Source organism: Paraburkholderia sp. FT54 (assembly GCF_031585635.1).
Lineage (GTDB): Bacteria > Pseudomonadota > Gammaproteobacteria > Burkholderiales > Burkholderiaceae > Paraburkholderia.
The window spans coordinates 2838629-2861964 of sequence record NZ_CP134196.1; the positions used below are offsets into that span (position 1 = coordinate 2838629).

Here is a 23336-nt window from a genome sequence, read left to right on the forward strand (position 1 = left end):
AAAATTCTAAAGAAAGCGGGCGCCGCGGCCGTAAACAAGCCATCGATGCCGGGCATGCCTACGCATGGCTCACGCACCGCTTGTCCTCCTCTACTCTGCGAACGTCCATGCAATTTCTCTCTTTGCGCCGCGCCAGCGTCGGCGCGCGGCTCGCGATTCTTTCGTGCGTGCTGGTGACGTTGATTTTCGCCGCGTTTACGTGGGCGCTCACCCGCACCGCCGGCAAGCAGATCAGTGACCAGGTGCTGGAACGCATCGCCGATAAGGACCGCTCCATCGCCGCGATGATCAAGCTGTTCGACAAGGCCTTGTCGAACGAGGTCGACCGCTCGATGTCGCTGTTCGCGAGCTTCCTGCCCACCGGCTACACGCTCGACGAAACGCAGAAGGTCGACATCGGCGGCGTCGCCACGCCGACCCTCAAGGCCGGCGACAAAGTTCTGAACATGGACTTTTCCATCCCCGATCTGTTTCTCGAACGCAGCGGCGCGGTGGCCACCGTGTTCGCGCGCAGCGGCGACGACTTCGTCCGCGTCACGACTTCGCTCAAGAAACAGGACGGCTCGCGCGCCATCGGCACGCTGCTCGATCGCAAGGCGCCCGCCTACGCGCTGCTCCTCGCGAACCAACCTTACACGGGACTCGCCGCGCTCTTCGGCAAACGTTTGATCACGCAGTACCGGCCGATCACGGACGCAAGCGGCCGCGTGATCGGCGCGCTGTTTGTCGGCGTGAATGTGGACAAGGAAGTTCAGTCGGTCCAGGACGGCATTCGCAATCTGAAGATCGGCGACAGCGGTTATTACTTCGTCGTCGACGCGTCGAACGGCGGCAGTCGCGGCAAGCTGATCGTGCATCCGGCAGCCGCCGGCCAGAGCGCCGACAACGCCAATGCGCCGTATCAGCAAATGCTCGACATGAAGGAAGGCCAGCTCGAATACAGCTCAGCCGATACCACGCTCGGCGAACGCGGCGCGCGCGACAAGTTCGTGTCGTTCGTTACCGTGCCGGAATGGCAATGGCTGGTGGGCGGCGTCGCGCCACGCGACGAAGTGATGGCCGACGTCATCACCACTCGCAACGAATATTTGCTGCTCGGCTTCGCCCTCGTCGGTGTATTCGCGGTCGTGTTCCTGTTCGCAGTGCGACGCCTCGTGAGCCGCCCGCTCGACGAAGCCGCCAAGGCATCCGAACGCTTCGCCTCGGGCGATCTGAGCGTGCGCGTGGCGAATGGCGCAAGCGCACGCGCCGATGAAATCGGCCGCCTGATGCAGTCGATCGACGGCATCGGCGAAGGTCTCGCGCGCATCGTTTCGCAAGTGCGCAATGCGTCGACGGATATGTCACACGGCACAGAGAAAATCGCCACCGGCAGCGGCAATATCGCCGCGCGAATCGCTACGCAGGCGAGCAGCCTGGAGGAAACGGCGGCCAGCATGGAAGAGATCACCTCGACCGTGCAGCAGAACGCCGACCACGCCGCGCAGGCCAATACGCTCGTCACGCGTGCCGCCGATGCCGCGCTCGAAGGGGGCCGCGCTGTCGAACGCGTGGTGTCGACGATGGGCGAGATCAGCCGTTCATCGCAGAAGATCGCCGAGATCACGAGCGTGATTGAAGGCATCGCGTTCCAGACCAATATCCTTGCGCTGAACGCGGCAGTGGAAGCCGCGCGAGCGGGCGAGCACGGCAAGGGCTTCGCGGTCGTGGCTTCCGAAGTGCGCGCGCTGGCGCAACGTAGCGCGGCTTCGGTGAAGGAGATCGAGAGTCTGATCGCGACATCCACGGCGACCGTGCAAAGTGGTTTCCAGATCGCCGAAGAAGCCAGCTCGACGATGCAGGGCATCGTTCAACAGGTCGGCCAGGTGCGCGCGATCATGGGCGAGATCAGCGTCGCGTCGCGCGAGCAATCGGGCGGCATCGAGCAGGTGAATCTTGCGGTCACGCAGATCGGCGAAGCCACGCAGCAGAACGCGACGATTGTCGGCGAAGCCGAACTCGCGGCGGCCGGGTTGCGCGATCAGGCCGCGCGTCTCGCGCAAGTGGTCAGCGTGTTCAAACTGGAAAGCGGGCGCGATTGACGCGCAGTTCCTCACGGCGCTGTGCTGTTTAGTGCAGCGCGCGCCGCTCGCGGTTGCGGCAGCATGGCCATTCGACTTCTTCAGAACTCGACGTCCAGTTCGTCGATCTCTTCCACTTCCTGCTGCGCGTCGGCGATCCACTCCTGCATCTCGGGCAGCGCCATGATCCGCTGTCCGTATTCGACGATCTCCGGATCGAGTTTGACGTCGTAGGTCACGAAACGCGTCACCACGGGCGCGTACATCGCGTCCGCCGCGGTGCGCTCGCCGAACAGAAACGGCCCGCCGTACTGCTTCAGACAATCGCCCCAGATCGTCACGATGCGGTCGATATCCGACTGAGCCCGCGCCCACACCTTGAAGCCCGGGAAGTGCGCTTTGAGGTTCATCGGCAGAGCCGAGCGCAGCGAGGCGAAACCCGAGTGCATCTCGCCGCAGATCGAGCGGCAATGCGCGCGGGCGCGAATATCTTCCGGCAGCAGTTTCGCGTCCGGTTTCAGTTCGTTCAGGTATTCCGCAATCGCCAGCGTGTCCCAGATCTTGATGCCGTCGTGAACGAGGCACGGCACCAGGATGGACGGCGAGAGCAGCAGAAGTTCAGCGCGTGCCGCGGGGTCATCGATCGGCATGACGATCTCTTCGAAAGGCAAACCGCTGAACCTGGTCAGCAGCCAGCCGCGCAACGACCACGACGAATAATTCTTGCTGCTGATGGTAAGCGTGGTATTCGCCATACGATTCTCCTCCAGATGAGGCGTTCGGTCGACGCCTGACGCCATGCGTGCACGTTGCCGTGCGCGCGCGCACCAAAGCGCGGCAATTTCGGCCCGTTGTCCCGACTCGCGCAAATGCTATGCCAACGTGGGGGCACGGTCGCACCAGCACGTATGCGAGCTTGGCACATGACTTGCCTTTATTTGGGCTCCTTTCCATTTCAGCATTCGTGCGAAGGTTATGAACCTGTTCGCATATCCTACATATCAGGCTTTCGCCGACATGATGCTGCCGATGCGGCACGGCGCTGCGCTGGTGAATCATTCGCTCGACGCGTGGCCCGCGTTCGGCGAGACGTCGCATGGACGCTCGATCCGCGCGGGCTGCGAGCTGTTGACGCTGGCCGGACTCACGCCCGTGCGGCCGCCGTTCGAGATCGACAGCGTGATATCGGAAGGCAAGTCCGTGACGGTCGTCGAGGAAGTGGCGGCGCACACGCCGTTCTGTTCACTGTTGCATTTTCGTAAGGAGACCCAGCCGTCGGCGCCGCAACCTCGCGTGCTGGTGATCGCGCCGATGTCCGGCCACTTCGCGACGCTGCTGCGCGGGACCGTGCGCACCATGCTGGCCGAACACGACGTCTACGTCACCGACTGGCATAACCCGCGCGATGTGCCCTTGAGCCAGGGCCGCTTCGGCTTCGACGAATTCGTGCAGCACGTGATCGACTTCACCGAAACGATCGGGCCCGGCGCGCATCTGCTGGCCGTGTGCCAGCCGACCGTCGCCGCGCTGGCCGCGGTCGCACTCATGGCCGCCGACGATCATCCCGCGCAGCCTGCAAGCATGACGCTGATGGCCGGGCCGCTCGATACCCGCATCAACCCGACGCGCGTCAACGAACTCGCCAAAAGCAAACCGCTCGAGTGGTTCGAGCGGAATCTGATCAGCGCGGTGCCGTTCGGTTTTGCCGGCGCGCACCGGCGCGTCTATCCAGGCTTCATGCAGCTGACCGCGTTCATGGCAATGAACCTCAACCGTCATCTCGACTCGTTCGAGACGATGCATTACGAGCGCGCCAAAGGCGATCCGGCGAAGGCCGACACGATTCGCACGTTCTATGAAGAATACTTCGCGACGATGGACCTGACGGCTGACTTTTATCTGGAAACGGTCGATACGATTTTTCAGCGTCATGCATTGCCGTTGCATGCGCTCGAAGTGCAAGGGCGTCTTGTCGAACCGTCGAAGATTCGCCGCACGGCGTTGCTCACTGTGGAAGGCGAGAAGGACGATATCTGCGCAGTCGGGCAGACACTCGCCGCGCAGGACATGTGCGACAAGCTGCGGCCGTACCTGAAGACGCATCACGTGCAGACCGGTGTTGGACATTACGGCGTGTTCAATGGACACCGCTGGGAGCGGCACATTTATCCGCGCGTGCGCGCCGTGATCTACGACAACGAACCGCGTGCGGTGCTGGTGAGTTCGCGGGCGCGCACGATCCAGCCGATGCCTGCCGCTACGGCTGCCGAGGTCACGGCGGCGGCGCCGGCTGCGACGGCGGTGGTCGATGTGGAAATGGATGCAGCGGCGACGGACGGAGCAGATGGATCCAGCGCCACTGCGAGTGCGGGTTCAACGGCTGCCATCAAGCCGCAGGCGTCGCGTGCACCCCGCAGGCGGCCACCAGCGACTCAATGAGTTTATTGTTCGAGCGAGCGGCGCGGCTGCTTGCTTAACTTAGGTAGCGCTTGCGCTCGTGCTTCCAAAGCAAGCGGCCGCTTTCCGCTTTCGCTAGACCGCGACAGTCTTCCAAGGCGTCACTGTCGGCACTGCGCACGGCCCTTCTACTTCGATCGATTTGAAATCCGCTGGCGAGACGATTTCGATGTACTCCATGTCTTCCGAGTAGTCGTGGCGTTCAGGCGGTTGGACGGAACATCTGGAACATATCGCCGATTTCCGCGTAGTCGGCGCGGTAACCGGCGCGCATGATCGGCTGCGCGGCGTGGGTGTCGAACAGGCCGTCTTTCAGATAGGCCTCGTTGATATGGACGCCGACCACCTGGCCGAGCGACAGATAGTTGTCCATCGGCGTGCCGTCGAGGCTATGCAGACGCACCACTTGCAGCAGCTTGCACTCGAGCGCAGCCGGCGATTCAGCGACGTGCGGCACGGCCACGTTGCGGCCCGGGGCGGGCGTGAGCCCCGCGAGTTCGAATTCGTCGACATGCGGCGGAACTGGCGCCGATGAGCGGTTCATCTGCTCGGCGAGTGGTTTGGTGGCCAGATTCCAGACGAATTCGCCAGTGGCTTCGATGTTGGCGACGCTGTCTTTGCGGCCTTCGCTGCAGAAACCAATGATCGCCGGGAAGGTGGCGAATGCGCCGAAGAAACTGTAGGGCGCGAGGTTCAGTGTGCCCGCAGTGTCGCGCGAGGAAATCCAGCCGATCAGACGCGGGGCGACGATGGCTTTGAACGGATCGTGCGGGAGGCCATGGCCGGTCGCGGGGTCGTAGAAGTAGTGGGGCATGAAGTTTTGGGGCCTCGTGGATGGGCGAGACGGCATTTATACCGCAGAGCGTCGCGGGCTGCTGGGCATGTGTAGGTTGCGAGGCTTCTCGTGACGTTATCGCAACGAATGCTCGCGTGCCCGCTCTGCGTCCCAACGGCGCTTTGCCTTGGCTTCTGCATATTCCAGCACCCCGGGAATGTCGGCAGCGAACTGTCCCGTGGAAGCAGGGATCGGCCAGACGTGCGGATCGTCTGCCGCGACCTCACAGGTCGCTTCGACGTCGGCGGGGAACACCGGCTGCTTGCAGGTGTGAAACACCACCCAGCGCGTGGCCGTGAACAGCGCGATAAACGGCGCCAGCAGCACACGTTTGAACGGCGTGGTGGCGTTCGTGAAGCTCACCGCAAAGAGCATGCAGTTCTTCAGCGTGGGCGTGACCGACAGGGCAACGTATTTTGCGAACGGACTGTCCGCTACTGCATCCGGGCCCTGATCCATATAACGCCTGACGAACTCCCACATCTCTCGTACCGGCGGTTCGCTTTCCGCTGCGTGGCCCAGCGCGAACGTGTCCACCACGGTATCGCCATTCAGCACTTCGCCGCGGATATCACGAAGGAATTTCATATCGGTGCCTCGACCGATATGGAAAAACACCGATTCCCACGGCACCGTCAGTACACCGCCCGGTCCGTTGTGACGGAACACATGGACCATCCGGGTCAGGCGGTTAAAGCGGATTGGGTAGTGGGTGTAGCTGAAATATTCCAGGCGAAGTATGAGGTAGTAGAGGAGGTAGGCTCCTCCCAGAAAGAACACCGAGACCAACATACCGAGCCACCAGTACGAACCTTCTTTCGTTATGGAACTCAGCGCTATCCAAGCTAGCAGTAACGCCATCCCCACGAAGAACAAGCACCCCATGGTTACAAGAGACGTGTTGAGCATGCCGCGAAAGCGGAAGCGGCGGTCAATCCAGTCAATATATTCAGAGTTGATGCGAATCAGGCCAACATGCTGGCCTGCTTCTATATTCGTCTGCGCCTCACGTGGCAAGCTTTCAGCCCGCTCCTGCGGCGTCAAGGCCCGATCCAGGGAGAATGGTTGCATCCAGCCGGTGAACACGGTTACTCCCCTTGCGCCAATGTTTGTAGTGCGAAGGCCTGCGCTACCGGGCCTTCGTAACGCTTGCTCTTGCCAAAGGTCAGCGACTGACTCAACCAGTCCTGTAGCGCGTTCGGCGTCAGCCACGCAACAACGACCATGATGGCCCCAATCGCCACTCCCACCAGCAGGCCAATACCAGCAGTCGACGCGCCCAGCAGCAGAAAGGCGGCCAACACTGATATGCCGCCGAGCACTACATTTAAGTAACCCAAGACTGGGTGCTTATGCCTCGTCTGAATGCCATCAATAATCGCCAACACCCCAGCCACCACCCCACCCACCACGCCCATTAACTTCCCCACGCCGGTAAACCACCCAGCCCGCGTCTCCATTTCAATCGCCATAAACTTGAGCTGCCGCGCGGTCCTAGCCGTGCCCCACGCCGTTTTTTCCAGTAACGAGCCCGTTGTTTGCCCGATCCCGCCGAGCAGCCCCACCAGCCCAGCGGCAAAGTTAACTGTCTTGCCGAGTACCTGCCCGGAGTCGGCCTTCATCATCTCCTTGAACGCACTACGCAAGGTGATCGCCGAGAGCACCATCTGCACGACGCCTGATTTGACCTCCATATTGCCCAGCTTGCCAACGCTGTCCTGCATGATCTCGTCGAACTGTGCGGGCGTAAGCAGGTCGGCCAGAGCCGCTTGACGCGCTGCTCCTGATAGCCCCATCAGCTTCTGTGCCTTGGCCTTGTCCACCAGCATCACACCGTGATAGGGATGCAGTTCGTTTGCCGTGCCAGCCAGCTTGTCTAATGCCGCACGCACACCGCTGCGATACATCTGTGCACCACCACCGGAGAGCCTGGCCAGCATGCCGGCCAGGCTGCGCGCAGCGTCCTTGCGACTCCATTGCCCGCGCAAATCCACCAGGATCAGATCAGCATTGCCCTCCCGTGCTACAGCGCCGAGAACGGCCATCAGCCAGGTGGAGGGAAGAGCCTTGCTGCCGCCGATTGCGAGCACACGATCGAACGCCATGCTCAGGTTGCTGATCGCAGCGCCACTGAACTGATAGACGCAACGCGCAACGGCGTCCAGGTATGGCTTTTTGAGGTTGCTCCTGGCGCCTTCGATGATCACGTCCTTGAACTTATCGTGAAATTTCTCCGCCAGGTCTTTCCAGATAGAGTCTTTCGCTGTCGCTTTCTCGAGTGCCTGGTCTGTCCAAGCGGCAATCAGTGGTTCGTGATTCAGCGCCAATGCACGCATCACCCACGCATCCGGATGACGCGGATCCTGCTGGACGCATTGGCTCAGATAATCGAGAACGGCAGTTCGGCCACTGGCGTCGTGTATCAACGCGGTGACGAGGTGTGTATAGGCCTCGCCACTATCAATTTGGTGGGAATCGTAGTTATGCGTCAGATAGCTCTGCAAAGCCTGACTTTTGAGCCAGGCCAGATAAGGTATATCCAGTGGCGCCAGCGTTGCGTCTGTGAAAGTCCGGAGTTCGGAGAGATAGGTGGTCGACACATATTTGAGCTGGCCCGGTTCATCGAATTCGTCGGCATACTTCTTCCAGCCTTTTCGTTCGACCGCGGTGTGCTCGTCGTCATTGAGATTGCCTGCGTTGGCGAGTCTGTCTTGGTGGGCGTCAAAATCGTGCTGCGTTGGATAGCCCACCAACGCGATTTGACGGGCGTCGCCAATCTCGGCTGACAGCGTTCTATTTGCCACTTCTTCCTTGAGCGCGCCGTTCTTCACTGCTTCTCGTAGTGCGTCAATGGTCAGGGCGGTCTCGTAGGTCCACTTGCGCTGTTTGTCGTCCGTAAATTCAATACCGCGTTGGATTGCCAGACCGTTCAGTTCCATCGCGATACCGGCCGGGTCGAACAGACCCACCAGCGCGGGACGCCACGGTTTGGCGGCGTTGGCTCCCCACTCCGTGAACGCATGTGTTTCATTGTGTGCAAGCCAAAACCGGAATGGCGAAAATGCCCATGCCGCGGCTGCCACCGGGCCGCTCGTTGGAGCCTTGCCGATCGAGCTGGCCAGCAGTTGCTGCGCCATGGGTGAAAGCATGCTCAAGGCTTTCTTGCTAGCGGCATCCGTTCTAATGAGGTCTTCAGGCCGACGGTAAGGCGGTGGCACGAAATTCTGGACAGCGTCGCGCGTCTCTCTCTGAAGCGCCGCGCCGTCCGCTGCGAACTCGGCCACCTGCTTCAATGCATCGAATGTCGCCACATGCGGCTGCATCGTGCCGCTTCGCCAAGCCGCGATGTCGATGCATTGCATATGCGCGTTGCGATACGCCAACGAAGCATGTTTCTTGAGAACGGCCGGTGTCCACATCACATCGCTGAAACCGAGCCATACCCTGGTTGCGTGCGCAGCCTCCTTGACCGCGATGCAACGAGCGAGGTAGGGATCGTTCCTGGCCTTACAAGCACTGCCGAACTCCAGGTTTTCGACAATGGGTGGCACTTCGGCATGAATATCGAATGAGTATAGGTAGCTCTGTCCGTTGACGACATACCCGGCCCATTCGCAGCGCCGTTCATCGAACACATAGAGGTAGCCGGGGCGCAGCAGGCGCAGCGTGTAGTGCGCGGCGTTGACAGGCAATTCGATTGACGTGACGTTGGCGCCGAACGGGGGCGAAATAGTTGGCGCGTTGCCTTTGTCGGATCGCGCGATGGCATAACGCGTGGGAAGAATGGGCAAGCCTTGTTTATTGCAAACCGGGCAGACTCTCGGAGGCGTTGAAGACGTGGCGGCATTCATGAACTATTGGCCAGCTTGCAAGTGTTGAGAAAGTCCGCTATGCGGCGAATCCGGATGCCGTCGACGTCAAAGCACGTTGTCACCAACGACATTGCTACATCGCCAAAGCAATGCAAGCGGTTCAGGCGAGCAGGATGAATGTGGCGCTGACAACTGGCCGTATGCAGGACGACAAACAATGGATCCTGTCGCCCCGTCAGACAGTGGGGATCTTCGACCTCGGTCACCGTGCACGTCGGACTCGGCAAGAAAAAGCGTCTGCCCCACTGCACTGCGGCTGTGCGGGCCTCGCTTCTTACTGGTCCAACATCGACACGCTCTGCTCGAATACTGATGCAGGAACTCGGTCTTGTTTAGTCAGAGATGTCTGAACGTGCGAGGAGAAAATGATGAATTTAAGTGAATCGATGCGGCTTGGATCGCGCAAGACGTTGTACATGAAGCCTCGCCCATTTGCACGAATCAGCCGCCTTCACTAACCGCGACTAATCACGCGCTTGCGCCCTTCCTTCACCTGCGCCAGATGCGCATCGTCCCAATCATAGAAGCCCGCACCGCTACGCACGCCGACACGCGCTGCGTCGACCTGCTCGCGCAATAGATCCAGCACGTCTTCATCCTTGGCCAGTTCCGGCATCAGATGAGAGGCGATATCGAGGAACGTGTCGAGCCCGCCCATGTCCGCGCCCTCGAGCGGCCCGACGATCCCCCAGCGTCGACCCAGCGACGCCTTCATCACCCGATCGACCACGTCCGGCGTCGCCGCGCCCGAGCGAACGATATTCAACGCCTCCCGCAGCACCGCGAACTGCAGCCGGTTGCCGACGAAACCCGGAATCGCCTTCGCCAGCACAACGGGCTCCATGCCGATCGCGCTCATCAGCGCTGCGGTCTGCTGCGTCACTTCCGGCGCGGTCGCCGTGCCCGGCACGACTTCGACGAGCGGAATCATGTGCGGCGGATTCCAGAAATGCGCGATCACAAAACGCTCTTTCGCGCGCAACGGAGCGACCAATTGATCAGGAGGAAAACCGCTGGTGTTGCTCGCGAGAATCGCGTCGCCGGCCAGCAACTGGGTCAGCGCCGCATACAGACGATGCTTCAATTCGAGCACCTCGGGAATCGCCTCGATCACGAAGCGCGCCGACGCCATTATGTCGAGTTCCGCATGCGTTTCGATGCGCGCCAGCGCCGCCTGTTTGGCGGCGTGGTCGATGCGCCCGGCGTCGATCAATTCGTCGAGCACCGCTTCCGCTTTCGGCGCGACGCTCGCGAGACGCGCCGAATCGACGTCGTGAACGATCGTCCTGTGTCCATGCAATGCGCTTTGCGTCGCGATGCCGACGCCCATCAATCCCGTGCCCACCACGCCTATTACTGCCTTGTTCAAGCCGCTCTCCTGCTGCCGTCGATAAAGCGTTCAAGGATAGCGCAGCGCGCCGATTCGCAAGTCCGAGCGTGACAAAGCCGGTCTTCCGCGGGGAAGGACCGGCTTTGTGGACTTCATGCCGACGCCGCGTCGTGCGGCGCCGTCACGCGCGAATTAATAGCGCTGCGGCGGGCGATGGTCGTCGCGGTGGTGCGGATCGTAGTCGTGCGGATGGTGACGCATCCAGTCGTCGTGAGCCCAGTAGCGATGGCCGTCATAGTAACGATCGCCGTGCCAGCCGATATTGATCGACACGCCCACCGGCATCATGTGCGGCTGACCGTAGACTGCCGGCCCCGGACCGTTCTCGACGACCACGCGTTCCTGAGCCAATGCGCTGCCGGCTGCGAGCAACGCGCCGCCCGCCAGCAAGGTTGCGATAATCGAACGCGATGTCTTGTTCAACGTTTTCATAGTGACCTCCCATCAGAGTTTTGTATCAAGCCAGCGTCCGTGCTCGATCGACCTGGATCTGCAATGTCAGACTCGAACCAGACGACGTACGCTTGAGAACAACTTTAGCGGCGCAAACCGCGTGAAGACGTGAGGACTTGTAAGCGTACATTTCACAGATAGGGACGGATGATCCGAGCGCCTTTTGCCTGTCACGGCCCGTGTACAAAGCGATATGCGGTAACTTGACCCACGCGCGGCCCGCGGACGTGTTACAGGCTCCGTTACATTCATTTCGCCCGGGAAATATTGGGCACGGCACCCAAACGGCGGCAAACCGCCCGAAAAACAAAAAGCCACGGGACGCGTTTCGCGAACTGTGGCTTCAATAATGTGATGCGCACCCGAAGTGCGCGCCCCTGCGCGATGGTCCGCGCTCAGGGCCAGTACGACTTTGCTTTTAGTCGCTCAGCTGGACGCCGAACAACGTAGCTTGTGCTCTGCGCACGCGTTGTGCTTCGCGGCTACGCGCTTCGTACGAGTAGTCCGTATCCAGCGGCAGATGGGGCGACGCAAAGAGGTCGCTGACCTTTTGGAACAATGCAAAAATGAAGCTCATGGCGACTCCCGGTTAGTTACTGCATTTGCTAGGGTTTTCCCTTAAGAAGAAGTATAGGGTTTTCCCTAGGCAAAAGCTAGTGCAATGCAGCAATTTTTCGGTGCGGTGCGGTGTCGCAAGGTTTTTTCGTATGTTGCGTTGCGACATGACAACGTCCCCGTTTTTTTAATTTCAGGGTCAAAAAAAGTCCGACTCAGCGGGGCGTGGTCGGCACCGGCTTTTTCTGCTGCACACCGGGCTTGGGGATCGCCGTGCTCCTGCGCGGGTTGACCTCCGGGGCATCGACGGCGCCGGGCGCTGAAAACTCGATGCGCACAGCCGAGTGTGCCTCGTGGACGCCCTGATCGCGCAAAGGGTGCCCAAAAATTCCTCGATGGAATATTTGTGCTCGCTAGTCGGTAGGGTGGCTCATGTTAGAAGATTCGCTGGCGTATCCCGTCCAGCTTCGCAACAACTTTGAGAGTTCGAGACGCCGGGTTTGCGTCGGGACGCGGCGGAAACGGGCGGTGCCTTACGGCGCCTATCCGGCAAGAAAGGGGCAGCGGGAGAACGGCCGGTTGGCGGTTGGCTGCCGGTGGCGACGGTCGGCGGCGGCCCGTCGGCCCGTCGGCCCGTCGGCCAGTGGGCCAGTGGGCCAGTGGGCCAGTGGGCCAGTAGGCGGTCAGCGAGGGGCGGTCGGCGACGGGCGAGTCGATCGCCGCGGCCGGCTTGTCGCCGGCGCGGCGCTCACTGACTGTCAGTGCGAGGTGACTGCTTTCGGCTTATGCGCGTGCCGGGTTGGCGCGGCACGCCTGGCATGCGCCGGCGTGGCGGCCGCTCGCTGAGGCGCGGCCGGCGCTGCCGCGGCCGCGTCGGAAGCGGCATTGGCGATGGCTGCATTCGCCATCGCCATGTGCGTGTCGAGCAAACTGGCCATCGCCGCCTGCTGGTTCTGCATCATCTGTTCGATGCGGTGCTGCTGCGCGGTGGTCTCACGCGTGAGGCGCATCAACAGCACGGTTTGCGTGATGCCGATCGCGACTGTCACCAGCAACGCGCCCACTACGATCGACAGCATCCATTTCATACGTCGCGAATGGTCGGTCGCGGCGCGGCGCTGATCCGCGATCACGCCATAGAGCGCGTCGACTGTATCGGCGAAGGCGGTTGCCCGGGCACGATCGAGTTCCGGCGCGGCGCGCTGCGCGGCCGCACCGGCTTCGGCGCGTCGGGCTTCGCGCCAGGGCGTCGCCAGCGCGGCGTTGGCCTGTGCGGACGCCGATGAATTCATCGATGCCTCCGCGCCCGGCTTCGACTCGGCAGCCGCAGCGCCCGATTCCAACGATGCAGCTTCATCCAATGTCCTCACGGCGCCGGCCGCAGCCGCTTCCTGCGACGCCGACGCCGACGCCGCCTTGGCAAACGTCGCGGCGAAGCGTTGCGGCGTCCTGACACCGCCAGCGACCGATGCAGCCGCCGCGTCGGTCGTCGCCTCCAGCTCGGACGCCTGGCGCAGCGCGGTCACGCTGCGCGCCACGGTCGCTGCCGCCATGGCGGGCGTAAGCGGTGCCGTTGCATCGCGCGCCTGCGGCGCCGATTTCTCTTCGGCAGACGCGGCCGCCGGTTTTGCGTCGTCCAGAGCCACTGGTTCGCCGGCCGGCGAAGCCGTCGCCGCCAACGGCTCCATTTCGAGTCCGCTCAACTGCGCGTTGACCGGCACCGGGTCGTCGTTGAACTTCGCAGCACGGGGCGCGCGGCGCGCAGACCGCGCGTCCGTCGACGCGTTGTCGCCGGCATCGATCGCACCGACCGCGGCCAGCACCACATCGGGTAATTCGAAGCCATGCAGCGTGCCTTGCCGGATGTCGATATTCATCGCTTCCAGCGTGGCGCGGGTGGGATCGTCGGGGAACAGGTCGAGCGTGCTGTCGTCGCGGGAGGCGTCGCTCAGTTGCGCGAGGCGTTGTGCCGAGCGCGCAGCGCGCGCCAGCTTGTTTTCAGTTTCGGTCGGGACGGTGGCCTGGCGACGCTTTTTCGAAGCGGCGCGCTGAGGCCGGGACTGCGTGGATGCTACGGAATCTGCCATAGAGAAAAAAGCGGCCGTCGCCGGAAAGCGGGCGCGGAGCACCGCTCGTCAATGCCGTTGGAATTTTTCGAGATCGCATTGTCGCATGGCCGCCCGCGCCCGCCGAAGCCATTCGGCGAGGATTTTCCGTTTTTACGAAGCCGCATCATCCTGCCGGAACTGTTTGACACCGTGCAGCTGACGCAAGCGTCCGCAGATCGCCTCGTATTCCGTATTCGACACGCGATGCAAGGTGATCATCACTTCATCGCATTCGGGCGCGTCCTCGCTTTGCTGCATCACGAACTGTTTGACGCGTGGGCTCGCGGCGCCGAGTTCGTCGTGCAGCGAGTGGAACGTCATGGCGCCGCGCTCGACGATCATCGTCAGTTGGCGCCGTTGCTTGACCGTGATGAAGCGGCGCTCGAGCGGCTTGATGCCGGCCAGAATAATCAGAATGATGATGGTCGCCACAATCGACGCCGTGTACAGTCCGCCGCCGACCGCAAGACCGATGGCGGCGACCGACCAGAGGCTCGCCGCCGTCGTCAGCCCGCGCACAATCTCGCCGCGCAGCAGGATCGAGCCCGCGCCGAGAAAGCCGATGCCCGACACCACCTGTGCGGCCATCCGCGAAGGATCGAGCACGACGTGGTCGCCGGTGAGCACTTCGGCGAAACCGTAGGCCGAGACGATCATGATGAGCGCCGAACCGACGCACACCAGCATGTGCGTCCGTAACCCCGCAGCCCACGAAAGCCGTTCCCGCTCGAAGCCGATGACGCTGCCGAGCGCCGCGGCCAGCATCAGACGGGCGATGAGTTCGAGGTTCCCGAGCATTGTTTTTCCTCCTTATCGGAAATTATTTGAAGTACTTTCCGCACGGGCGCCGCAGTGCCAGCGTGCCCCGTTTGCTTTATGCTAGGCCGCACGCCGCCAGGCAGGTTGCACGGCGGGCCGCTGCGCCGGTTCTGGGTAGCTTCTTTGCAAAGCGGGTAGCATCCAGCCTCGCCAGCAGGTTTGCCGGCAATTGCGCCGCCTCGAGAATGACACTACGAACCAGGTCCACGGTCGTTTCGCTTCGACATATCGTGTTTGACCTATTGACTATGCAGAGCATGAACCCTCCCGCCGCTTCCACTAACGCACTCGCAACCAACCTGCGCGATCACTTCACAGGCGTGGTGCTGCCGATCTGGCGCGGCCCGGGTTTCAACGCCGCGCTGAAGCTGCCCTACGAAGCGGTTAGCGCCGAGGATCATCAGCCGCTGCCCGCCGAGCGCTACCGCGCCATGGCGTGCGCGCGACAACTATTCGTGTTCTCACAAGCAGGCGACGCGGCCCATGCGCAGGTGCTGTTCGACGCGTTGACGCATACCTTTCAGGACACGCGCCACGGTGGATGGTTCTACAGCGTGGATTCGCAAGGCGCACCGCTCGACAGCACGAAGGACCTGTACACGCACGCGTTCGTGGTGTTTGCGTGCGCGGAGTATGGCCGGCGCTCGGGAAAACGCGACGCGCTGGAAATCGTGCATCGCACGTCCGCGCTGATCCAGTCGAACTTCGCCGCTGAAGACGATCTGTTCAACGCCGCGTTGACGGCGGACTTCGCCGCCGTGACAAGCACGCCGATCCAGAATCCTTTGATGCACCTGACGGAAGCCTGGCTGGCCGCTCGCGAAGCCACACACGACAACGCTTTCGAAGCGGCGTTGCGGCGCCTCGCCGGCGCAGTCGCGCAGCGCTTCGTGCATGCACCCACGGGCTGCATCGCGGAGTTGCCGATCGGCACGGACGATAACCGCCTGGAACCCGGCCACCAGTTCGAGTGGTTCTGGCTGGTCAGGCAGGCGGGCGCGTTGTTCGAAGGCTCGGGTCTCGCCGAAGCCATGCCGCGTGCGTTCAGCTTCGCGCAGCAACATGGCGTGGACCGTGAAACCGGCGGCGTGTGCGCGTCGCTCGACGAAACCGGCCGGATCAAGGACGCGACCCAGCGGATCTGGGCCCAAACCGAATATCTGCGGGCGCTGGCGAGCCACGGCGACCCGGCGGCGCGCGCCGCTTTGCCGCGGCAAATCGAACTGTTCCAGCAACGCTTTCTGCGTCCACAGGGGTGGTTCGAATGCAAGACGCCGGCGGGTGAAGTGGCGCGCGCCGACATGCCGTCGACCACGCCGTATCATCTCGCGACCGCCTACGAGGCGTTGCCGGCCTGAACGCCGGCCGCGATCTCACGACGGCAGCACGGACACAAAAGCCGACCAACCGGTCGATCAATACTCTTCGCGCTGCCAGGGGCTCCAACCGCTGTCGGCAGATTTGAAACGCATATAAGTTGCGCTCTGCCCCGTGGGGGTGTCCGATGTGTCGCCGTGCGGCTTCTGATCGGTGGTGTGAAGGGCGAAAGCCTGGCGGTCTTCGGTATCGACCGTGATTCGGCCGACTGGGTCCGGGGCGCCTTCTTGAGGTGATTTAGACTCCAATATCGCCAGATAGGGGGTCAAACGACTCCAGAACGAGGTAAGTTCTTCCTGCAAATAATGTGTCAATGTTTTTCCTGGAAGGGTAATGCAAGCAGTTTACCCTACCTGCAGGACCAGCCTCCCAATTGCTTTCCAGGCCTCGAAAAGGCCGGAACGGGGGAATACCCGGATGCTGGTTGATTGGCGTCCGTCATAAAGACGTGATACAACTCCTACTTCGCGCTCGATCTCGTGTTGAGAAATAGCGGTCGCGAATGCAACACACAACATTTACTGGATTAAAAATGGCAACAGGTACTGTGAAGTGGTTTAACGATGCAAAGGGCTTTGGCTTCATCACGCCGGACGACGGCGGCGAAGACCTGTTCGCGCACTTTTCGGAAGTTCAAGGCAGCGGCTTCAAGTCCCTGCAGGAAAACCAGAAAGTGACGTTTGAAGTTAAGCAAGGCCCGAAGGGCAAGCAAGCTGCGAACATCCAGCCGGCCTAAGTACCGTCAGGTACGTTGAGGCACCCTTAGGCGCTTGCGTCTAATGCAAAATGGCCCGCTTCGGCGGGCCATTTTCTTTGTCTGATGCTTTCTTTTTAAGCGCGCACGCGGTTTAAATTGTGTGCATGCCGGACAACGCAAAATCGGCCGCCGGCCCGCGAGCGTCGTCGATTTGTTGCGTGCGCAACACAGATTCCGAAATTTCGAACACGGAAACGGCTTGTTTCAATTGCTGCGTCTGTTGATGCAGCGAAGCCGCCGCTGCCGCGGCCTGTTCGACGAGCGCCGCGTTCTGCTGCGTCATCTCATCCATCTGCACCACCGCCTGGTTGACCTGCTCGATGCCCGTGCTCTGCTCGAGCGACGACGCGCTGATCTCCGCCATCATCTGCGTGACACGCGAAATCGAAGCGGACACGTTGCTCATCGCTGCGCCGGCGTGCTCGACCAGCGTCGAACCGCCCCGAATCTCGGCGACCGATTCGCTGATCAAGGTCTTGATTTCCTTCGCCGATTGCGCGCTGCGCTGCGCAAGGCCGCGCACCTCGCCCGCCACCACGGCGAAGCCGCGCCCCTGCTCGCCCGCGCGCGCCGCTTCGACGGCCGCGTTGAGCGCGAGAATATTGGTCTGGAACGCAATGCCGTCGATCACCGAAATGATCTCGGCGATCTTGTCCGAGCTCTGCGCGATGCCGCGCATCTTGTCGACCACCTCGTTGACCACTTCGCTGCCGCGCGAGGTCGCTTCGAGCGCGGTCTCGGCGAGCGCGTTGGCTTCGCGGGCATGCTCGGCGTTCTGGCGCACGGTCGCCGTCAGTTCCTCCATGCTCGACGCGGTCTCTTCGAGCGATGCCGCCTGGTTTTCGGTGCGAGCCGACAGATCGGCGTTGCCGGTCGCGATTTCGTCGGCGCCCAGGTGAATCGAGTCGGCGGATTCGCGCACGGTTTGCACGGTGCGCGCCACGCTCGCCTGCATTTTCGCGAGACCCGAGAACAGGCGGCCAATTTCGTTGGTGCCGCGCGCGGCGATCGGCTGGTCGAGACGGCCTTGCGCGATACGGTCGAAGTGACGGCCCGCTTCTTCCAGCGGCGCCACCACGCCGCGGCGCAGTGCCGCGTACACGGCGAACGTGCCGGCCACCAGCGCCAGCAGGATCACGACGCTGACCGCGCGGAAGGTCGCCATGCGCGTATCGATCGAATCGAGCGACGCACGGCTCGCGGTATTGCCGAACTGCACGAAGTTACGCGACTCGCCGAGATACGCGTCCTGGAACGACTGCGTCGGCTGATCGAGGAAGGCCTGAATGTTGTTCGAATCGAGAAACTGCACCAGTTCCGCGAGCGCGTCGTGCAGCTTCTTGTGGCGCTCGGCGAGCGCGGCGGCGCGAGCGCCGTTTTCGTCGCTGGTCTTCGGCGCGCTCAAGAAGGCCGCGAACGACTGGTCAGCGGCCTCCAACTGTTCGCGGGCGTGCTGCACGATATCGGTCGGCTCCGAACCGCCGCGCACCATGCGCGTACCGGCCCGCGAGAGGTTGATGCGCGCGTCCATCAAATGCTGGGTCGTTTCGTTGACGGCGTCCACCTGCTTCAAAGCGATGTTCGACAGATCGCCCACATCGTCATGGGTACGCGTGAGCGACCAGAATCCCAAACCCACCGTGACAAGCTGGAAAACGCAGAACGCGGCCAGAACACACAACAGGCCGGATGCGACCTTGATCTTGCTGAACATCATGAATACCTGAAGACAAAGAATGACGGGAACTACGTCAGGGTTAACGGCATAAGCGCGCCGCGCTTGAGGTCAATTTCGCGAAAGATCGTCTTACGTCCCCTTTTCCTCGGCCAACTTCATCATTTCAATCATTTCGCGCAACAATGCACGGCGCAAATTACCGATTCACCTTGACGCGGTACGTGCGCGCTTCCTAGAGTGGGTAGGGACTGCACGACGCAGGCCAGTGCAGATTGCCATCACGGGCCACGCCCGAAGGAATCACAATGACCGACCTCCTCGACCGGGCGCGCGGCGCACTGCATGCCCAGCCGTTCAGCATGCTGTTGGGCGCAGAGTTGATGCATACGGGCACCAGCGAACTCACACTGAGCCTGCCGATTCGCGACGAGCTGCGGCAGCAGCACGGCTTCGTGCATGGCGGCGTCATCAGCTATCTCGCCGACAATGCGCTGACGTTCGCCGGCGCGCTGCTGCTCGGACCGAAGGTCGTGACCGGGGAATACAAGATCAATTACCTGCGCCCGGCCATCAACGGCACGCTGATCGCGCGCGCGAAGGTCGTCTACGCCGGCCAGCATCAGGCGACCTGCCAATGCAACGTGTATGTGATGGAAGGCAACCGCGAAAAGCTGATTGCCGTCGCGCAAGGCACGGTCAACCGGATCAGCGAGAGCGGCGAGCACGAGCACGCGAGCTGACGCCACCGCACCGCCAGGCTAAAACACATGGCGCCGCCGTGAAGGCGCTTGTCCACGTTTCGTCACGCGTCACATGCGCATCCTCGCCGATGCGGGTCTCGTGCGTGCGCAACGGATCGGCAAATTTACCTACTACAAGCGCATCGACGCCGAGTTGCAGAAGCTCGGCCGCGACCTGGCCAATCTCTAGGCGCGCGATCTTTTTCAGGCGACCGCGCCGTCACGTTATCGATACTTCAGGGAAACACATGGACGAACTTGCACTTGCCGCCGACGCCGACCAGCGCGCGCACGCCTACCTTGCCGGCATCGGCAAGCGCCGGGTGTTTCCGGACGCGGCCGCGCTCGCGCAACTCGCGGCCTTCGACGAAGCCTTCCCGCAGCACGGACATGCCCCCGCCGACGTGCTGCGCCTGCTCGACGAACACGGAACGCCTGGCACTGTCGCGTCGAACGATCCGCGCTATTACGGCTTCGTGATTGGCGCGGTGCTGCCGGCCGCTGCGGCGGCCGAACGTCTGATGGGCGCGTGGGACCAGTGCGCATCGACCTTCGACAACTCGCCGGTCGCGGCCACGCTCGAGAAGGTCGCCGCGCGCTGGGTGCTCGACGCGCTCGATCTGCCACGCGAAGCGGCGATCGGCTTCGGCACCAGCGCCACGGCGTGCATACTCGTTTGCATCGCGGCCGCACGGCGCGCGCTGCTCGCGCGCAAGGGTTGGGATTTCGACAACGACGGCCTCGATGGCGCGCCGCCGATGCGCGTCGTGATCTCCGAGATGGCGCACATCACGGTGAAGAAGGCGCTGCGCGTGCTCGGCTTCGGCATGAAGCGCGTGATCATCGCGCCCGTGGATGCACACGGCCGCATCGACCCCGCGCGGTTGCCGCCGCTCGACGACATGACGATCTTCTGCGTGCAGGCCGGCGAAGTGAACACCGGCGAATTTGATCCGTTCGCGGAGCTGATTCCCCGCGCCAAGGCGGCCGGCGCATGGGTTCACGTGGATGGCGCGTTCGGTCTATGGGCGCGCGCGTCGTCGAATCGGGCGCTCACCGATGGCATCGACGGCGCAGACAGTTGGACCACCGACGGCCACAAGTGGCTCAACACACCCTATGACGGCGCCATGGCGATCTGCCGCGACGCGCCAGCGCTCTCGGCGGCGATGAACAGCGACGCGGTCTATCTGACGGGCGCGCATGATGCTCAGAAGAACGTGAACCTCGAGTTCTCGCGTCGCGCGCGTGGCATTCCGATCTGGGCGGCGTTGCGCTCGCTCGGGCGCAGCGGCGTGCAGGAGATGGTCGACCGGCATTGCGCGCAGGCTGCACGAATCGCTGAAGGTCTGCGTGCCGCGGGGTTCGAGGTGCTGAACCGTGTCGTGCTGAACCAGGTGCTGGTGCGCGCAAAGACTGACGCGCAGACGGTCGCGATTCGCGAAGCAGCGCAGGCTTCGGGCGAAACGTGGTTCGGCCAGACGGTCTGGCAAGGCCGGCCCGCGTTTCGCATCAGCGTGTCGTCTTGGCGCACTGAAGACTCACATGTCGATCAGTTAGTGGCGCTGCTTACGCGATTGCTCGCCGAACAGCGCGACTGAGCGCCCGAGCGACAGCGACAGCGACGGCGGCGCACAAAAAAGGCGGCCCCTACTGGATGCAGGAACCGCCTTTCTCCATGCCGTAAAGCTTGCGAGCGCGAATTACTCCGCCGCGTACGTCTTCTGCGTTTGCTCGCCCAGCCCTTCGATACCCAGACGAATCGTCTGGCCCGGCTTCAGGAACACCGGATTCGGCTTGACACCCATGCCGACGCCCGGCGGCGTGCCGGTCGAAATCACGTCGCCCGGTTGCAGGCTCATGCACTGCGACACGTACGAAACCAGTTTCGCGACGCCGAACACCATCGTCTTCGTGCTGCCGTTCTGATAGCGATGTCCGTCCACTTCGAGCCACAAGCTCAGGTTCTGCGGATCGGCGACTTCATCGCGCGTGACCATCCACGGACCGATCGGGCCGAAGGTGTCGAAGCCCTTGCCCTTGTCCCATGTGCCGCCCTTTTCGATCTGCCATTCGCGTTCCGACACGTCGTTGATCACGCAGTAACCGGCGACGTAGTCGAGCGCGTTGGCTTCGTCGATATATTTCGCCGGCTTGCCGATCACCACGCCGAGTTCGACTTCCCAATCCGTCTTCTTCGAGCCGCGCGGAATTTCGACGTCGTCGTTCGGGCCGCTGATCGCGCTCGTCCACTTGTTGAAGATGACCGGTTCGGCGGGCACCGGCAGATTCGATTCAGCCGCGTGATCCGCGTAATTCAAGCCGATGCAGATGAACTTGCCGATCTTGCCGACGCACGGACCGAAGCGCGGATTGCCTTCGACCAGCGGCAGCGAGGCCGGATCGAGCGCACGCAGTTTGGCGAGACTTTCGTCGGTCAGCGCGGCGCCGTCGATATCGGCGACCACTTTCGACAGATCGCGAATCTTGCCTTGCGCGTCGAGCAAGCCCGGCTTTTCCTGGCCTTTCGGCCCATAACGAAGCAGTTTCATCCTGGCACTTCCTTTCAGTTCAGTGGTGTTCGGTTCGTGGTTCAGCGTGAATCGGTGTGCGTCAGTTCGACCAGCCGCCGTCGATCACATGCGCATGGCCCGTGGTGAACGACGATTCGTCGGACGCGAGATACAGCGCCAACGCGGCAATCTCTTCCGGCTTGCCGATGCGGCCCATCGGCTGACGCGCGACAAAGGCCGCCTGCACGGCGTCCAGCGTCGCGCCTTGCGCCTGAGCCTGCGCGACGATCCGCTGTTCGAGCGACGGCGAAGCCACCGTGCCCGGGCAGATCGCGTTACAGCGTACACCACGCGTGATGAAGTCCGCAGCAACGGACTTGGTCAGCCCGATCACCGCGGCCTTGGAGGCGCTGTACGCAAATCGATTCGGCACGCCCTTCACGCTCGACGCCGCCGACGACATGTTGATGATCGAGCCGCCGCCATGATCCAGCATGGCGGGCAGGAAGGCGCGGATCATGCGGTACATCGCCTTCGCGTTCAGATCGAAGGCGAAGTCCCAATCCTCTTCGCTGCATTCGAGAATGTTGCCTGCGTGCACGTAGCCCGCGCAGTTGAACAGCACGTCGACCGCGCCCAGTTCGGCGGCCAGCGCCTTGATCGCCGCGTCGTCGCGCACGTCGAGCTTGCGCGCCTCGACCGCCTTGCCGGCGAGTCCGTCGATGCGGATATCCGTGGCGATCACGCGCGCGCCTTCGCGTGCGAAGAGTTCGGCGGTGGCGAGTCCGATGCCTTGTCCTGCCGCCGTGATCAGAGCCGTCTTGCCGGCCAGTCTTTGTGTCATCTACGACTCCAGTTGAATGGGCTTTGCTTGTCTCTTTCAGAAATCACAGTCGATAAAACGCGGCGGCATTGCCGCCGAAAACCGCTTCGCGCTCGGCGTCGCTCAAGGGCGCGAGCAAGGTGTTCGCCACCGAATGCCAGAGCAGATAGTCGCCGTTCAGATCGAGCACCGGCCAGTCGCTGCCCCACATCAAACGCGCGGGACCGAACGACTTCAGCAGATGCTCGACATATGGGTGCAGCGTTTCCTCGGTCCAGCCGGGCGACGCCTCGGTGACAAGGCCCGACAGCTTGCAATGCACGTGCGGCAATTGCGCGAGCCGCGTGATCGCGTCAGCCCAGCTTTGATAGCCCGCGCGTCCATAACGGATGGGCGGTTTCGCGCCATGATCGACCACGATACGCAGCGCCGGAAAGCGCGTTGCGAAGGTTTCGAAAGGCTCGACGTGGCGCGCGTAAATCAACGCGTCGAACGCGAGGTCGTGGGCGATCAGCGCGTCGATGGCGGGCGCGAGATCGGGGTTAGCGATCCACGTGTCGTCCGGCAAATCCTGCAGCATCGGCCGCACACCCTTGAACTTCTGCTCTTGCGCGAGCGCTTCGATCACAGCCGGCGCCGTGGGCAGCAGCAACGGCACCCAACCGACCACGCCCGCGATTGACGGCTCATGGCGCGCCAGATCCAGCAAATAACGCGTTTCGTCGATGGTCGGCGCCGCCTGCACCACCACCGTCCGTTCGATGCCCGCGCGTTCGCGCAACGGTTCGAGATCCGCTGGGCCGAACGTCCGGTACAGGATCTTCAGTTCCGGCGTGAGCCACTCGTAATCGCCACGAGCGGGATCCCAGTAGTGCTGGTGGGCATCGATATGCATCGTC

At 62.4% G+C, this 23336-nt stretch carries 20 protein-coding genes and 2 pseudogenes; 7 read left to right on the forward strand and 15 right to left on the reverse strand.

The features are described from left to right. The first annotated feature begins 107 nt into the window (after positions 1-107). Positions 108-2081 carry a Cache 3/Cache 2 fusion domain-containing protein gene (locus RI103_RS32310; protein ID WP_310816798.1) on the forward strand — a complete coding sequence of 658 codons (1974 nt, stop codon included), beginning with the start codon at positions 108-110 and terminating at the stop codon, positions 2079-2081. Between the two features lie 80 nt (positions 2082-2161). Here the strand turns inward: RI103_RS32310 and RI103_RS32315 are convergent, their stop codons facing one another. Continuing rightward, on the reverse strand, positions 2162-2815 hold the full coding sequence (locus tag RI103_RS32315) for a glutathione S-transferase family protein (protein WP_310816800.1): 654 nt from the start codon (positions 2813-2815) through the stop codon (positions 2162-2164). Between the two features lie 220 nt (positions 2816-3035). On the opposite strand from RI103_RS32315, the gene RI103_RS32320 reads away from it, so the two are divergent. Continuing rightward, on the forward strand, positions 3036-4499 hold the full coding sequence (locus RI103_RS32320) for a polyhydroxyalkanoate depolymerase (RefSeq protein ID WP_310816801.1): 1464 nt from the start codon (positions 3036-3038) through the stop codon (positions 4497-4499). 93 nt (positions 4500-4592) lie between these two features. On the opposite strand, the pseudogene RI103_RS32325 reads toward RI103_RS32320, so the two are convergent. The 9 genes and pseudogenes from RI103_RS32325 to RI103_RS32365 form a co-directional block, all read right to left on the reverse strand. Beyond that, positions 4593-4712 (reverse strand): annotated as a pseudogene (locus tag RI103_RS32325) (cupin); the annotation flags it as partial. 7 nt (positions 4713-4719) lie between these two features. After that, the gene (locus RI103_RS32330) at positions 4720-5331 is read right to left on the reverse strand and encodes a flavin reductase family protein (protein ID WP_310816802.1); all 612 of its coding nucleotides are present in this window, start codon (positions 5329-5331) and stop codon (positions 4720-4722) included. 96 nt (positions 5332-5427) lie between these two features. Then, positions 5428-6438, reverse strand: coding sequence for a DUF6708 domain-containing protein (locus RI103_RS32335; protein ID WP_310816803.1), 1011 nt, complete (start codon positions 6436-6438; stop codon positions 5428-5430). 2 nt (positions 6439-6440) lie between these two features. Continuing rightward, positions 6441-9203: a T6SS effector BTH_I2691 family protein gene (locus tag RI103_RS32340; RefSeq protein WP_310816804.1), complete on the reverse strand. Its 2763-nt coding sequence runs from the start codon at positions 9201-9203 to the stop codon at positions 6441-6443. A 475-nt stretch (positions 9204-9678) separates the two neighbouring features. Beyond that, positions 9679-10593, reverse strand: coding sequence for a 3-hydroxyacyl-CoA dehydrogenase family protein (locus tag RI103_RS32345; RefSeq protein WP_310816806.1), 915 nt, complete (start codon positions 10591-10593; stop codon positions 9679-9681). Between the two features lie 153 nt (positions 10594-10746). After that, positions 10747-11046 (reverse strand): hypothetical protein, encoded by a 300-nt coding sequence (locus RI103_RS32350; RefSeq protein ID WP_310816808.1) that lies wholly within the window; start codon positions 11044-11046, stop codon positions 10747-10749. Positions 11047-11485: 439 nt separating this feature from the next. Continuing rightward, positions 11486-11644, reverse strand: coding sequence for a hypothetical protein (locus RI103_RS32355; protein ID WP_310816809.1), 159 nt, complete (start codon positions 11642-11644; stop codon positions 11486-11488). 736 nt (positions 11645-12380) lie between these two features. Continuing rightward, positions 12381-13709 carry a hypothetical protein gene (locus tag RI103_RS32360; RefSeq protein WP_310816811.1) on the reverse strand — a complete coding sequence of 443 codons (1329 nt, stop codon included), beginning with the start codon at positions 13707-13709 and terminating at the stop codon, positions 12381-12383. Between the two features lie 132 nt (positions 13710-13841). Beyond that, complete coding sequence (locus RI103_RS32365; RefSeq protein ID WP_310816812.1) at positions 13842-14528, reverse strand: MgtC/SapB family protein; 687 nt, start codon at positions 14526-14528, stop codon at positions 13842-13844. A 269-nt stretch (positions 14529-14797) separates the two neighbouring features. Here RI103_RS32365 and RI103_RS32370 point away from each other — a divergent pair, with 269 nt between their 5' ends. Beyond that, on the forward strand, positions 14798-15907 hold the full coding sequence (locus RI103_RS32370) for an AGE family epimerase/isomerase (RefSeq protein WP_310816814.1): 1110 nt from the start codon (positions 14798-14800) through the stop codon (positions 15905-15907). A gap of 57 nt (positions 15908-15964) precedes the next feature. On the opposite strand, the gene RI103_RS32375 is transcribed toward RI103_RS32370, so the two are convergent. Beyond that, positions 15965-16240 carry a hypothetical protein gene (locus RI103_RS32375; RefSeq protein WP_310816816.1) on the reverse strand — a complete coding sequence of 92 codons (276 nt, stop codon included), beginning with the start codon at positions 16238-16240 and terminating at the stop codon, positions 15965-15967. 218 nt (positions 16241-16458) lie between these two features. On the opposite strand from RI103_RS32375, the gene RI103_RS32380 reads away from it, so the two are divergent. Next, a complete protein-coding gene (locus tag RI103_RS32380; protein ID WP_007178724.1) occupies positions 16459-16662 on the forward strand; it encodes a cold-shock protein in 204 nt (67 codons plus the stop codon). Between the two features lie 112 nt (positions 16663-16774). Here RI103_RS32380 and RI103_RS32385 read toward each other — a convergent pair whose 3' ends face one another. Next, positions 16775-18397, reverse strand: coding sequence for a methyl-accepting chemotaxis protein (locus tag RI103_RS32385; protein WP_310818630.1), 1623 nt, complete (start codon positions 18395-18397; stop codon positions 16775-16777). Positions 18398-18666: 269 nt separating this feature from the next. Between RI103_RS32385 and RI103_RS32390 the strand changes: the two genes are divergently transcribed. From RI103_RS32390 to RI103_RS32400, 3 genes and pseudogenes are all read left to right on the forward strand, one after another. After that, positions 18667-19101 carry a PaaI family thioesterase gene (locus tag RI103_RS32390; RefSeq protein ID WP_310816818.1) on the forward strand — a complete coding sequence of 145 codons (435 nt, stop codon included), beginning with the start codon at positions 18667-18669 and terminating at the stop codon, positions 19099-19101. A gap of 58 nt (positions 19102-19159) precedes the next feature. Further along, positions 19160-19291: pseudogene (locus RI103_RS32395) on the forward strand (transcriptional regulator); the annotation flags it as partial. Between the two features lie 58 nt (positions 19292-19349). Further along, on the forward strand, positions 19350-20702 hold the full coding sequence (locus RI103_RS32400; protein WP_310816820.1) for an aminotransferase class V-fold PLP-dependent enzyme: 1353 nt from the start codon (positions 19350-19352) through the stop codon (positions 20700-20702). 102 nt (positions 20703-20804) lie between these two features. On the opposite strand, the gene RI103_RS32405 is transcribed toward RI103_RS32400, so the two are convergent. The 3 genes from RI103_RS32405 to RI103_RS32415 form a co-directional block, all read right to left on the reverse strand. Continuing rightward, positions 20805-21653 (reverse strand): ureidoglycolate lyase, encoded by an 849-nt coding sequence (locus RI103_RS32405; protein WP_310816822.1) that lies wholly within the window; start codon positions 21651-21653, stop codon positions 20805-20807. Positions 21654-21714: 61 nt separating this feature from the next. Further along, positions 21715-22458: an SDR family oxidoreductase gene (locus tag RI103_RS32410; RefSeq protein WP_310816824.1), complete on the reverse strand. Its 744-nt coding sequence runs from the start codon at positions 22456-22458 to the stop codon at positions 21715-21717. Positions 22459-22501: 43 nt separating this feature from the next. After that, the gene (locus tag RI103_RS32415; RefSeq protein ID WP_310816825.1) at positions 22502-23332 is read right to left on the reverse strand and encodes an amidohydrolase family protein; all 831 of its coding nucleotides are present in this window, start codon (positions 23330-23332) and stop codon (positions 22502-22504) included. Positions 23333-23336: the final 4 nt, after the last annotated feature.